Annotated in this window: 12 protein-coding genes and 2 other annotated features; all 12 genes read left to right on the top strand. The window is 36.1% G+C overall.

Going from position 1 to position 13,405, the window contains the following annotated elements:
- The first annotated feature begins 398 nt into the window (after nucleotides 1-398).
- Nucleotides 399-616, top strand: a binding site (T-box leader).
- Between the two features lie 65 nt (nucleotides 617-681).
- Complete coding sequence (gene proS, locus BLP68_RS20515; RefSeq protein WP_091547567.1) at nucleotides 682-2,124, top strand: proline--tRNA ligase; 1,443 nt, start codon at nucleotides 682-684, stop codon at nucleotides 2,122-2,124.
- Nucleotides 2,125-2,196: 72 nt separating this feature from the next.
- The gene (locus BLP68_RS20510) at nucleotides 2,197-3,909 is read left to right on the top strand and encodes a proline--tRNA ligase (protein WP_330389252.1); all 1,713 of its coding nucleotides are present in this window, start codon (nucleotides 2,197-2,199) and stop codon (nucleotides 3,907-3,909) included.
- Nucleotides 3,910-3,982: 73 nt separating this feature from the next.
- The gene (locus BLP68_RS20505) at nucleotides 3,983-4,849 is read left to right on the top strand and encodes a DUF1002 domain-containing protein (RefSeq protein WP_091547563.1); all 867 of its coding nucleotides are present in this window, start codon (nucleotides 3,983-3,985) and stop codon (nucleotides 4,847-4,849) included.
- 125 nt (nucleotides 4,850-4,974) lie between these two features.
- Nucleotides 4,975-6,456, top strand: coding sequence for a glutamate--tRNA ligase (gene gltX, locus BLP68_RS20500; RefSeq protein ID WP_091547562.1), 1,482 nt, complete (start codon nucleotides 4,975-4,977; stop codon nucleotides 6,454-6,456).
- Nucleotides 6,453-6,667, top strand: a binding site (T-box leader). (Overlaps the previous gene by 4 nt.)
- Nucleotides 6,668-6,722: 55 nt before the next feature.
- Complete coding sequence (gene cysE, locus BLP68_RS20495) at nucleotides 6,723-7,400, top strand: serine O-acetyltransferase (RefSeq protein WP_091547560.1); 678 nt, start codon at nucleotides 6,723-6,725, stop codon at nucleotides 7,398-7,400.
- A complete protein-coding gene (gene cysS / locus BLP68_RS20490; RefSeq protein ID WP_091547558.1) occupies nucleotides 7,387-8,781 on the top strand; it encodes a cysteine--tRNA ligase in 1,395 nt (464 codons plus the stop codon). The genes cysE and cysS overlap by 14 nt, the downstream gene beginning before the upstream one ends.
- Nucleotides 8,782-9,214: 433 nt before the next feature.
- Nucleotides 9,215-9,655, top strand: a complete 441-nt coding sequence (locus BLP68_RS20485; protein ID WP_091547556.1) for a Mini-ribonuclease 3 — start codon at nucleotides 9,215-9,217, stop codon at nucleotides 9,653-9,655.
- A 15-nt stretch (nucleotides 9,656-9,670) separates the two neighbouring features.
- Entirely contained in the window at nucleotides 9,671-10,054 is a 384-nt protein-coding gene (locus tag BLP68_RS20480) for a hypothetical protein (protein ID WP_091547555.1), read from the top strand.
- Nucleotides 10,038-10,808 carry an FAD-dependent thymidylate synthase gene (gene thyX, locus BLP68_RS20475; protein ID WP_091547553.1) on the top strand — a complete coding sequence of 257 codons (771 nt, stop codon included), beginning with the start codon at nucleotides 10,038-10,040 and terminating at the stop codon, nucleotides 10,806-10,808. The genes BLP68_RS20480 and thyX overlap by 17 nt, the downstream gene beginning before the upstream one ends.
- A gap of 118 nt (nucleotides 10,809-10,926) precedes the next feature.
- The gene (rlmB, locus tag BLP68_RS20470) at nucleotides 10,927-11,670 is read left to right on the top strand and encodes a 23S rRNA (guanosine(2251)-2'-O)-methyltransferase RlmB (RefSeq protein ID WP_091547551.1); all 744 of its coding nucleotides are present in this window, start codon (nucleotides 10,927-10,929) and stop codon (nucleotides 11,668-11,670) included.
- A 197-nt stretch (nucleotides 11,671-11,867) separates the two neighbouring features.
- Complete coding sequence (gene sigH, locus BLP68_RS20465; RefSeq protein ID WP_334292598.1) at nucleotides 11,868-12,488, top strand: RNA polymerase sporulation sigma factor SigH; 621 nt, start codon at nucleotides 11,868-11,870, stop codon at nucleotides 12,486-12,488.
- A 446-nt stretch (nucleotides 12,489-12,934) separates the two neighbouring features.
- The coding region (locus BLP68_RS20460) for a GTP-binding protein (RefSeq protein WP_143003137.1) at nucleotides 12,935-13,405 on the top strand (471 nt) is incomplete at its 3' end.

The following is a 13,405-nucleotide window of genomic DNA, read 5'->3' as shown; positions in this document are numbered from 1 at the left end:
AATTCAGTAAAGAAGGCAATGGGATCATCGTATTTACCTTCAAGGTCATCCAAATACCCCAAGCTTTTAACTTTTCTTTGTTTGGTTTTACCAGTACCAGGCTCTCTGAACCCTTCAACGATAGATAGGTAAACACGGCCGTTTGGTCTTTTATCTTTTTTTAAGAACATAATAATCATCACCCAATACAATTATAGCATAGAATAACATAGAATAACAGATAAAAGTATAAAATTTGACATAAAAAATTCCTAGTACACATTAGTATTACCAGGATTGGTGTTTTATCATTTAATTATTAGGTGTAAAACTCGGGTAGATGTAACTATTATTTGAAAAAAATGCTATCTACGCCTTGACATGAATAATGGTTTCATATATTCTAATGAAAAGAATATGTAATGACAGTGATAGGAAATAGTAAAATCATCGAGCTTTTAAGAGAGAAAATCCAATGGCTGAAAGGTTTTCATGTTAGATTTTTTGAACCCATCCTTGAGTTGAATGATTGAAAATAGTAGATCCTTCCGGTGGACGCCGTTAAGTCTTTTAAGTGAACCTCATTCAGAGGTTAATTAGAGTGGTACCGCGGGTAGAATAATCTCTCGTCTCTATTTTGTTGAGACGAGGGATTTTTTAATTTTTTTTATACATAATCAAGAAAGAGAGAGGAGTTTTACTATGGGTAAGAAGGATAAACAATTTGTAAGTGAGATTACACCAATGGAGGTGGACTTTCCTCAATGGTATACAGATGTAATTAGAAAAACTGATTTAGTAGACTATTCGCCAGTAAAGGGATTTATGGTGATCAAGCCATACGGTTATGCTATTTGGGAGAACATACAACAGCATCTCGACAGAAGATTTAAGGAAACCGGGCATAAAAACTGTTATTTTCCATTGCTAATTCCTGAGAGCCTTTTGAAAAAGGAAGCAGAACATGTTGAAGGATTTGCTCCAGAGGTGGCTTGGGTAACCCATGGAGGAGAGGAAAAATTAGCAGAGCGGCTTTGTGTTAGACCAACCTCAGAAACAATAATATGTGAGATGTATTCTAAATGGCTAAAGTCATATCGAGATTTACCATTCCTCTACAATCAATGGTGCAGTGTAGTTCGTTGGGAAAAGAGTACAAGACCATTTTTACGAACATCAGAATTCCTATGGCAGGAAGGCCATACCCTACATGAAACCTATGATGAAGCACAAGACGAAACAATTCAAATGCTCAATATCTATAGAGAAATGGCGGAAGAGGTATTGGCTATTCCAGTAGTTATTGGTCAAAAATCAGAAAAAGAAAAGTTTGCTGGGGCCCACGCCACCTATACTATGGAGGCATTAATGCACGATGGGAAAGCACTACAGGCAGGTACATCCCATAATTTAGCCCAACATTTTACTACAGCCTTTGAAATCACATTTTTAGATCGTGATGGAGAGCTTAAACATCCATATCATACATCTTGGGGAGTATCAACAAGATTAATTGGTGGAGTAATTATGGCCCATGGAGATAATAGAGGTTTGGTGCTTCCACCGAAAATTGCACCTACTCAGGTGGCAATTGTACCTATAGCCAGTCACAAGGGTGGAGTAATGGAAAAGGCAATGGAGCTTTATTCTAAGCTAAAAGAAAGCTTTAGAGTTGAGTTGGACGATAGAGAAAATTATTCGCCAGGTTGGAAGTTTAACGAGTGGGAAATGAAGGGTGTACCACTAAGAATTGAAATTGGGCCTAAGGATATCGAGAACAATCAAGTAATGCTATTTAGGCGCGATACTTTAGAAAAAGAAGCTGTTTCACTTGAAAGTATCCATGAGGCAGTAGGGCAGCAGCTGGAGGATATTCAAAATAACCTTCTGTTAAAAGCAATGAAAATGAGAGATGAAAAAACCTATTATGTTAAGAGCTTTGATGAATTAAAGGAAATAATGGAAAAACGCCCTGGCTTTGTTAAGGCAATGTGGTGTGAAGAAAGAAGCTGTGAAGACAACATTAAAGCAGAAACTGGTGTAACTGTAAGGTGTATACCATTTCAGCAGGAAAACCTAGGAGACTCATGCCCCTTCTGCGGTAAGCCAGCAAAAACCATGGCATACTTTGCAAAAGCGTATTAAGTATACTAACTCAAGTCTTTGGGAAACCAAAGACTTTTGTAATACTAAGTTAAGGAGGAATATAAAGTGAGAATGTCAAGAATGTACTTACCTACCCTTAGACAAAAACCAGCAGAGTCGGAGCTACCAAGTCATCAACTTTTGCTGCGGGCTGGAATGATACGAAAGCTAGTATCTGGCGTGTATTCCTATTTACCATTGGGATATAGGGTATTGAGAAAAATTGAGAAAATAGTTAGGGAAGAGATGGATTTTGCTGGTGGGCAAGAGGTATTGATGTCTGCTATTCAACCCAAGGAATTATGGGAAGATAGTGGTAGATGGGAGGCTTTTGGTCCTGAGATGTTTCGGTTAAAGGACCGCAACGAAAGAGAATTTTGTCTTGGGCCTACCCATGAGGAAATCTTTACTGAATTAATTCGAAGCGAATTAAAATCCTATAAGCAATTACCATTAAATTTATACCAAATTCAAACAAAATATAGAGATGAAAGAAGGCCCCGCTTTGGTTTAATTAGAGCAAGGGAATTTTTAATGAAGGATGCTTATAGCTTCGACATGGATGAGGCGGCAATGAAAATATCCTATAAAGAGATGTGGAGGGCCTATGAGAAAATATTTAACAGATGCAATTTAAACTATAGAGTTGTAGAGGGTGACGCAGGAGCTATGGGGGATAGTGACTCCCATGAATTTATGGCCATGTGCGACAACGGTGAAAGTACAGTGGTCTACTGTCCTAGCTGTGACTATTCTGCAACTGATGAGAAGGCAATATGTTCATATGAAATAAAGAATAGTGCCGAAGGTCAAACTGTAAAACAAAAAATTTTTACTCCCGATATAAAAACGATAGAAGCATTAAAGGAATTTTTTGATGTTGATGGATCAAGCTTTGTAAAAACACTTTTGTTTGAAGTTAAGGGAAGTGTAGTGGCGGTATGTATTCCTGGTGATCGTGAATTAAACGTAACAAAACTAATGAACTTACTGAAAGTTCCAGAGCATGAAATTGAAATGGCAAGTCCACAAATAGTAGAAAAAGTAACTGGAGCAGAGGTGGGTTTTGCAGGTCCTATTAATCTTAAACAAGATGTCAAATTGTATGTTGATGCTAGAATCACAAAAATGACTAACTTTATAGTTGGGGCAAATGAAACAAATTACCATATCAAAAATGTAAACTACGGTACTGACTTTGAAGGGTATATTGTTGATGATTTACTGGTGGTTCAAGAGGGTGATCTATGTCCACGATGTAGCGATGGAATAAATTTAGCCAAGGGAATAGAGGTTGGTAATATATTTCAACTGGCAACGAAATATAGTGAAGGACTAAAGGCTTCTTTTTTAGATGAAAATGGAAGGGAACAATTTTTTTGGATGGGTTCCTATGGTATTGGAGTTAGCCGTACCTTAGCTGCAGTGGTGGAGCAGAACTATGATGAGATAGGAATTAAATGGCCCCTTGCCATAGCTCCATACCATGTTATCATCACGATTATTAATCCTTCTAAAGAAGATCAACTGCAGCTGGCTGAAGGCTTATATACAGATTTAAAGTCAAAGGGCATAGAAGTACTGTTGGATGATAGAAAAGGAAGCCCAGGAGTAAAACTAACGGATGCTGATCTAATAGGAATACCCATTAGGATAGTGGTGGGAAAGGATGCACCAAAAGGCGAAGTTGAATTGAAATATAGACATCAAGATAGTAGAAGGGTAATGCCGGTGGAAGAGGCAATGGAAGAGGTTATAGACTATGTGAGGTGTCAACTAAGCTGAACTTTGCCAGTAGTATAAATCCAAGACCTTGTGGGACAATAGAATATAAAATGAACTGATGGAGGAAATTAATATGACAAGAAAGTATATTGGAGGTCTATTGGTTACATTAATCATTTTTATTGTCCTAACTACAGTGGTTTTAGGTCAAAATAATATAGTCATTACATTAGGTGAAGATTTAAATACTGAGCAGCAGCAGCAAATGCTTAATATGTTTGGAGTGCAAGGAGGCAATGTAAGGATATTAACAGTCTCTAATCAGGAAGAACGGGAATATTTATCGGGTCTTATTCCAGAAGAAAGAATAGGTACAAGGGCAATATCTTCAGCTTATGTAGAAGAAGGGTCAAATGGAGAAGGCATTCAGATAGAGACATATAATATAGACTGGGTCACAAAGGAAATGTATGAAAATGCATTGACAACTGCGGGCGTTAAAGATGCTAAGGTAATAGCAGCAGCGCCGTTTAATGTATCTGGGACAGCCGCTCTAACTGGTATACTTAAAGCCTTTGAAGCGGTGACGGGGCAAGCTATACCAGTAGAGCAAAAACAAATAGCTAATGAAGAGATGGTTACAACGGGTGAGCTGGGAGAAGATATAGGAACAGATAACGCCAGCCGACTAATTAGAGAGATAAAAGAAATAATAATTGAAAAAAATATAACTGAAACAGAGGAAATACGCAGGGTAGTTATTGAGGTGGCAGGTAGATTAAATATTGAGTTGACCATTGAACAGGTTAATAATATAACAGAACTTATGTCAAAGATAATTAGACTTGACTTAAATATTAATCAAGTTAGAGAGCAGTTAGGAGAGATTACAAGACAAAATGAAGAAGTGATGTCCTTCTTTGACAGAATAATAGAAATGATTAGAAGATTATTTGAGTCAATATTGGGTATGTTAAATAAACTAACAGGTAACAATTAGTTCAAAATTTCAACATCTGGTGACACTAATGATTATCTATTTTCTATGGGATTCCTCCCTTGATATGTTAATGATAATAGGATATAATATGATATAAAATCGAATAGAAGCATAGGAGGAAAAATATGTCGGTAAGGGTAAGATTTGCACCAAGTCCAACGGGGTATGTTCATATAGGAAGCTTGAGAACAGCTTTATATAACTATCTATATGCTAAAAAAAACAATGGCAAATATATACTAAGAATTGAAGATACAGATCAAACTAGATTTGTTGAAGGTGCTATAGAAGGAATGCTTTCCTCCATGGGCTGGGCGGGTATAAATCATGACGAAGGTATTGTAATGGCAGAAGATGGACAATTGCTGGAAAAAGGTGACTTTGGACCCTATGTTCAATCTGAGCGCCTTCCTATATATAAGGAATACATTGAAAAGCTTATTAAAAGTGGTAATGCCTATTACTGTTTTTGCACAAAAGAACGAATTGATAAAATAAGGGAAGATCAAAAGGCAGCTGGATTATTGTCTAAATATGATGGCTTTTGTAAAAGCTTATCGGAGGAAGAGATAACAAGGAGAAAGGAAGCAGGAGAACCATACGTAGTTAGACTGAAGCTTCCTAATAATTATGACATAGCCTTTAATGATGTGGTAAGAGGAAATGTAGTTATTAATACAGAGGATATGGATGACCAAGTATTATTAAAATCCGATGGATTTCCCACATATCATTTTGCAGTAGTAGTGGATGACTATCTAATGGGCATCACTCACGTTATTCGTGGGGAAGAGTGGTTGATATCAACACCAAAGCATGTATATCTATACGAAGCATTTGGGTGGAACCCTCCTCAATATGTACATCTGCCAAATATACTTAATGCAGATAAGAAAAAACTAAGTAAGCGGCAGGGAGACGTAGCAGTTGAGGATTTTGTAAAAAAAGGCTACTTACCAGAGGCTTTAGTGAACTATATTGCTTTAATTGGATGGAGCCCAGAGGATAATCAGGAAATATTCTCTATGAATGAGCTGGAAGAGAAGTTTTCTCTTGAAAGGGTTTCAAGAAGTGGCGGAGTTTTTGATATTAATAAATTAAATTGGGTAAATAGCCATTATATAAAAGAAGCATCAATAGAAAGAATAACTGATTTAGCAATACCCCATTTAATAAATGCAGGATATATTAATTCAGAAGAAGTGGCTGAAAGGTATGAATGGCTAAAGGATATGGTGGAGGTGCTGAAGGAAAGCATCTCGTATGTGGCTGAGGTTACTGAGAAGGTTGATATTTTCTTTAAGACTGAGATTCAACCAGAGGATGATGAGGCTAAAGAATTATTGAAGGTGGAGCATATGGCATTACTATTAGACACCTTGATTGAAAAGATTAATGCCACTAATGAAATAGAGTCAGATTTTGGTAAAAAAGCCTTTAAAGAAATACAAAAAGAAACAGGAATAAAAGGTCCTATGCTATTCAAGCCTATTCGAGTGGCTATAACAGGTAAAGCCCATGGACCAGATATTAATTTAGTTATAAAAGTTTTAGGTAAACAAAATCTATTATCCCGCATACAATATGTAAAAGAGCATCTAATTTAAAGGCTGTGAACAGGAGAAGTAAATTTACACCGAATTGTAGAGAAGAGCTATCATTGGCTGAAAGTAGCTCTAATAACGGATAAATTGAAATGCACCTGGGAGCTGTTGCTTGAACTTAAGTAGAGCAAAACGGAAGGTCCCGTTATCGACCATAAAGAGGAATGATTTATTCAATTAGAGTGGAACCGCGAGGAATAACCCCGTCTCTAGTATTTAATACTAGAGGTGGGGTTTTTTGTTATAATTATGAGAGGAGGAAGGTAAATATGGGATTCTTTAGGACGGTTAAGGAAGATATCAAGGCTATTTTCGAAAGAGATCCTGCTGCAAAAAATACATTGGAGGTTCTATTATGCTACCCTGGACTCCACGCAATCATTATTCATAGGATATCCCATTCCCTATTTAGAAGAGGCTGGGTAGTATTACCGAGGGTCATTTCAAATATTGCAAGATTAATGACTGGAATAGAAATACATCCTGGAGCAAAGATTGGTAAAAGTCTTTTTATTGACCACGGAATGGGTGTCGTAATTGGTGAAACAACAGAAATTGGGGATAATGTAACTATATATCAAGGTGCTACTCTAGGTGGAACTGGGAAGGAAAAGGGAAAAAGACATCCTACCATAGGGGATAACGTAGTAATTTCATCCGGAGCAAAGGTATTAGGTCCCTTTAAGGTTGGAAATAACTCAAAAATAGGAGCAGGATCAGTGGTTCTAAAGGAGATACCTCCCAACTGTACTGTTGTAGGTGTGCCGGGAAAAATTGTAGTGAAGGATAACAAGAAAATAAGACCTGTGTATAATGAAATAGACCTTGATCATACAAAATTACCTGATCCTGTATCGGATGAACTACATGATTTAAGAAAAAAATTATTTGCTTTAGAAAAACGATTAAACGACATGGAGAGGAGTCAAGAGGATGAAGTTATATAATACACTTACGAGAAAAAAGGAGAGCTTTGTTCCAATTACACCTGGAGAAATAAAAATGTATGCCTGCGGCCCTACTGTTTACAATTACTTTCATATCGGAAACGCCAGAACCTTTATGACCTTCGATACAATGAGACGGTACTTTCAGTATCGAGGCTATCGAGTGGTATTTGTTCAAAATTTCACTGATATTGATGACAGAATAATACAAATAGCCAAAGATGAAAATATAAGTGCGAAGGAAGTTAGTGAAAGGTATATTAAAGAGTACTTTTATGACGCAGAAAGCTTAGGGATAAAAAAGGCAGATTTTCATCCTAAAGTTACTGAAAATATTCCTGAGATAATTAGCTTCATTAAAGAATTGGAAGATAAAGGATTTGCATACGAGGTTAATGGTGATGTCTTTTTCGATGTAAATAAATTTTATGGCTATGGAAAGCTATCAAAGCAAAGTCTTGATGATCTACAATCGGGAGCTCGGATTGAAGTGAATCAAGATAAAAAAAATCCCCTTGATTTTGTATTATGGAAGGCCACAAAGCCAAATGAGCCAAGTTGGGAAAGTCCATGGGGGCAAGGAAGACCCGGATGGCATATTGAATGCTCCGCAATGGTTAAAAAATATTTAGGTGAAACCATTGATATTCATGGAGGTGGTGGAGATTTAGTTTTTCCACACCATGAAAATGAAATAGCACAAACTGAAGCAGCTCTAGGAAAACCCTTTGCAAATTATTGGGTCCATGTCGGATATTTGAATATAGACAATAAAAAAATGTCTAAGTCCCTAAATAATTTCTTTACACCTAGGGACATCGCTAAGGAGTACGATTTAGAGGTGGTTCGATTCTTTATGTTCTCTGCCCATTATCGAAACCCCATTAATTTTAGTAAGGAGCTTATTGAGGCTGCTAAAAATGGCTTGGATAGACTATATAATGCTAAACAAAATCTAGAGCATCTAATAGAGAATGCTAATGATGAAGATATTAAAGCTACAGAAAAAGAATGGTTAGAGAAATTACCCTCCTATAGAGATGAATATGTGAAGGTTATGGATGACGACTTTAACACAGCAGATGGTATTGCAGTAATATTTGATTTAGTTAGGTTCATCAATTCAAATATCTCTGCAAAATCCCCGAAGACTGCTCTTAAAACAGCATATGATCTACTATTAGAGCTTGCTGGAGTTTTAGGATTATTAAACAAAGGTGATGAGGTTCTTGAGACGGAGATAGAAGAGCTAATAGAAAAGAGACAACAGGCAAGGAAGGACAAAAATTACAAACTATCCGATGAAATTAGAGATCAATTAAAGGAAAAAGGTATAGTACTTGAGGATACACCCCAAGGAGTGAAATGGAGAAAAGTATAACTACTGTGGGGCATGATGATCCTAAGGCTTTAGAAAAATCTAGTTGTTTTGCCCATTAGGACTATTGATGCAATTTATAAAAGGTAATTTATTACTATATATAAGAGACTGCAGAAATTGCTAAAATAGAGGTAATAACATATAATATTAATAAAGCAATGAATAATAGAAAAGCAATGAGTAATGAGTAATGAGTAATGAGGAATGAGCAATGCAAAATCTAAAATGTGAAATTTCCGTAAAGAAATTTCTATAAATTCAACATTCAACATTTAACATTCAATATTCAACATTTCTTCAACATTTCCACAAAATAATTAGTTATATAAGGGCAGGTTTCCATGCATGCCCGATTTATGAAGATGTAGTGGCGGACGACCCTGTCCGCCTGAATTATATATTACACACTGACTTTTGAAAAGGTAGGTTATATATGGACGAGTTTATTGATTTATTGCAGGCAACCCATGGAATAAAAACAGAAAGAGAAGTGAAAATGATGGCACCTTTAGTATTGGCCTATATGGGAGATGCTATTTTTGAGGTGTTTATTAGAAATTACCTTGTAAACAAAACCAATACATCAGTTAATATACTACATAGACAGGCAACTCGATACGTTAAGGCAAAATCTCAGGCAATAACTGTTCATGCCCTAGAGGACCACTTAGAAGAAAGTGAATGGGATGTTGTTAAAAAAGGAAGAAACCAGAAAATATCCACATCACCAAAGAATGCTGTATTAATAGACTATAAGTATGCTACAGGCTTCGAAGCACTACTAGGGTATTTGTTCTATTTGGGAAAAAATGAAAGATTATTTGAAATAATGAAGAAATCAATCCATATTATTGATGAAAATTTGGAATTATAATAAGGGGAGACAGTAATGAATTCACGTATAAGAAATATGTTGGTAATTACTATTTTCTTTGTAATTATTCTATTGGTAAAATCTCTGTGGCTTGATCCAGTGGGGCAACTGGAGGGGGATATGAAAAAATATCATGACTTTGTTTTATTAAATGTTGAATCAAGCTATGATAGTATTTTAAAACCCATAATTTCATATCGTATTGTAGATATAAAGCAAGTGACAGCAGATGGAGAGACTATTATACTTACAAAGGATATTGAAAATAATCAATGGGTGAGTGAAACCTTAGAAGGTCAATATCGTGCAAAAATAAGGTTTTATTTTATGCATATACTACCATATAGAGATACACAAGTTCAAATTAAAGGGGGAACTGAAAATGGAAACCAAATGTAAAGCAACTTTAATTACATTTACACCAGAACCAGAAAAGATTATTGCTTCTGCTGCAAAGCTTTGCTATTCATCAAGCGATATTAAATCATTAATGAATAAGCTTGATGAAGTAGAAGTTAAGAGATTTATTGACATGCTTGCTCGATTAGGTCATGAATCTCCCTTCGAGCATATTAACTTTACCTTTGGTATTGAAGGGGTATCAAGAAGTCTAACACATCAACTTGTAAGACATAGGGTGGGTAGTAGCTATTCACAAAAAAGCCAAAGATATGTTACTGAGGGGGCCTTTGAATATGTTGTGCCTCCAGAAATAAAGAAAATCTCTAAGGCCCACAAAATTTACGTCGAAACAATGGAGCTTCAGCAACAAGCCTATGATCAATTGGCTCAGTTATTGTTTGATGCACATTATGAGACACTGATAAAAGAAGGAAAAACAGAAAAACAGGCTAAGAACATGGCAGAAAAAATGGCTATTGAAGATGCAAGATTTGTTTTGCCAAATGCCTGCGAAACAAAGATTGTTGTTACAATGAATGCAAGGGCGCTTTTTAATTTCTTTCATCATAGATGCTGCAATAGGGCCCAATGGGAGATACGAGAATTGGCAACTCAAATGCTTATGCTGGTAAGGGAGGCTGCCCCTACTGTATTTAAGTATAGCGGGCCCAATTGTGTTAGTGGACCATGCCCTGAAGGAGGTATGACTTGTGGCTACATTAACGAAGTTAGAAAAAAATTTAAAGTCTAATTAAGAGTTGAGAATTAAGAATTAAGAGTGAAGAGTGAAGAGTGAAGAGTGAAGAGTGAAGAGTCAAGAGGGATCTCCTGTATGAGCTTAATAAAGGACAAATGAACGGAGTGATGCTATGGAAATAGATAAATTAGAAGGAAGAAATCCTGTTATGGAAGCATTGCGTGCTGGACGAGAGGTAGATAAAATCCTGGTATTAAAAGGTGCTTCGGAAGGATCAATAAAAAAGATAATCGGTGCAGCTAAGGATAAGGGAATACCAATTCAATATGTTGAAAAGGCAAAACTTAATGAACTTTCAGAATCTGACTCCCATCAAGGTGTTATAGCCTTTGTTGCAGCACATCATTACAGTACTGTGGAAGACATCGTCGAAAAAGCAAAAAAGAATAATAAAGAACCCTTTATATTATTACTAGATGAGATAATGGATCCCCACAATTTAGGGTCTATAATGAGAACTGCAGATGCAGTAGGTGTAGATGGCATTATTATTCCCAAGCGTAGATCGGTTGGTTTGACAGCAGTGGTGGCGAAAACCTCGGCAGGAGCCGTCGAATATGTTCCGGTTGCTAAAGTTTCAAATATAGCTCAAACTATTGATAAATTGAAGGATGAAGGAATCTGGGTTGCAGGTGCCGACATGTCTGGAGAAAAAGAGCATTATTATCAAGATCTAAAGGGTCCAATCGCTCTTGTTATAGGAAGTGAAGGTAAAGGAATATCAAGACTAATAAAAGAAAAATGTGACTTTATAGTTAAGCTTCCTATGGTAGGAAAAATAGAATCTCTAAATGCATCAGTGGCAGCTGCCATACTCATGTATGAGGTATTTAGGCAAAGATCTATGAAGGGATAGTATTAAGATAAAGGATTAACTGTCAAATCGGATTGATGAGTCAATATTGGAAAAACTCGAAAAATTCAGACGCAAGCTATGATTTTACTTGACTTTACATAATGTAATGGTATATAATAGAGTCATAATTTTGGGCATTTTACAAATTGTTGGAGGCGATGTGTGTGATTGTTGGCGGGGGTGCTGCTAAAAGAGATATTATAGAAATTAGTACGGATATACCTGATGAAACAATGGTTGAAGACGCAAAAAATGGTGATCTGGTTGCACTGGAATTGCTAATAAAAAAATATCGTAATTTTGTACGAGCTAAGGCTAGGTCATATTTTTTAATAGGGGCTGATCGTGAAGATATAATACAAGAGGGAATGATCGGTCTATATAAAGCTATACGAGATTTTCGACCCGACAAACTTTCATCCTTTAAGGCGTTTGCAGAGCTATGTATTACAAGACAGATCATCACTGCAATCAAGACGGCAACTAGACAAAAGCATATACCTTTGAATTCTTATGTATCATTAAATAAACCAATTTATGATGAAGAATCCGACAGAACTCTTTTGGATGTAATTTCCGGACAAAAAATCACTGATCCTGAAGAGTTAATTATATGCCGTGAAGAGCTAGGTCATATTGAGGGGAAAATTGGAGAAATATTAAGTGATTTAGAATGGAAGGTTTTAATGCTTTATCTACAAGGTAGATCTTACCAAGAAATTGCCATAGACTTAAAGCGTCATGTTAAATCAATAGATAATGCCTTGCAAAGAGTAAAGAGAAAGCTAGAGAGATACCTAGAAGTAAGAAATAGTTAAAAACTCAATTAGTATTGACATATATAACTATTACATAGTAAAATGTTTTACGAGCAGGGTTGTTAATAACCTATGAAGATACCAAGGCCTTTTATTAAAAGGCCTTGAAAATTATGTATATTCAGAGGCTACACTCTTTAGAAACACCCGGCATCGTTTTCTTGTTACAGAATGGTCCTCAAGCTTATAACAAACAGACCAGAAAATAATATGTTCCACTGAAAGTGGCATTCAATATTGGTATGCAATATATGGAATTATTCAAATACCGGTTAACAAATTCCTTATGGATGATTTCAAAGGTTAATTTGTTTAAAACCTACTACGCACTTATGACTTAACAATATAGTTTTCTAAGCATATAATTCCCTATATGTTACTTAAAAGAGGTTTATTGATGCGACTTTTGGATAATACTACTTTTATATCAAGGAGGAGAAAAAATAATGGCAAAGCAAAAGTTTGAAAGAAATAAGCCCCATGTAAACATAGGAACAATAGGACACGTAGACCATGGGAAGACAACATTAACAGCAGCAATAACAATCACATTAAACAAGAGATACGGAACAGGATCAGCAGTAGCCTTCGATCAAATTGACAAGGCACCAGAAGAAAAAGAAAGAGGAATCACAATATCAACAGCCCACGTAGAGTATGAAACACCAAACAGACACTACGCTCACGTAGACTGCCCAGGACATGCTGACTATGTAAAGAACATGATAACAGGAGCAGCACAAATGGATGGAGCTATCCTAGTAGTATCAGCAGCAGATGGACCAATGCCACAAACAAGAGAGCATATACTTTTATCTAGACAGGTAGGAGTACCATATATAGTAGTATTTATGAACAAGTGTGACATGGTAGACGACGAAGAATTACTAGAATTAGTAGAAATGGAAATAAGAGAT

This window comes from Alkaliphilus peptidifermentans DSM 18978, assembly GCF_900101495.1.
In the GTDB taxonomy this organism is placed as follows: domain Bacteria; phylum Bacillota; class Clostridia; order Peptostreptococcales; family Natronincolaceae; genus Alkaliphilus_C; species Alkaliphilus_C peptidifermentans.
The sequence above is the reverse complement of the archived record's forward strand: the minus strand, read 5'-3'. Positions and strand labels throughout refer to the sequence as shown.

Coding starts and splice junctions, on each gene's coding strand:
- proS (WP_091547567.1), top strand. CDS start 682: ATGGGTAAGAAGGATAAACAATTTGTAAGTGAGATTACACCAATGGAG.
- BLP68_RS20510 (WP_330389252.1), top strand. CDS start 2,197: ATGTCAAGAATGTACTTACCTACCCTTAGACAAAAACCAGCAGAGTCG.
- BLP68_RS20505 (WP_091547563.1), top strand. CDS start 3,983: ATGACAAGAAAGTATATTGGAGGTCTATTGGTTACATTAATCATTTTT.
- gltX (WP_091547562.1), top strand. CDS start 4,975: ATGTCGGTAAGGGTAAGATTTGCACCAAGTCCAACGGGGTATGTTCAT.
- cysE (WP_091547560.1), top strand. CDS start 6,723: ATGGGATTCTTTAGGACGGTTAAGGAAGATATCAAGGCTATTTTCGAA.
- cysS (WP_091547558.1), top strand. CDS start 7,387: ATGAAGTTATATAATACACTTACGAGAAAAAAGGAGAGCTTTGTTCCA.
- BLP68_RS20485 (WP_091547556.1), top strand. CDS start 9,215: ATGGACGAGTTTATTGATTTATTGCAGGCAACCCATGGAATAAAAACA.
- BLP68_RS20480 (WP_091547555.1), top strand. CDS start 9,671: ATGAATTCACGTATAAGAAATATGTTGGTAATTACTATTTTCTTTGTA.
- thyX (WP_091547553.1), top strand. CDS start 10,038: ATGGAAACCAAATGTAAAGCAACTTTAATTACATTTACACCAGAACCA.
- rlmB (WP_091547551.1), top strand. CDS start 10,927: ATGGAAATAGATAAATTAGAAGGAAGAAATCCTGTTATGGAAGCATTG.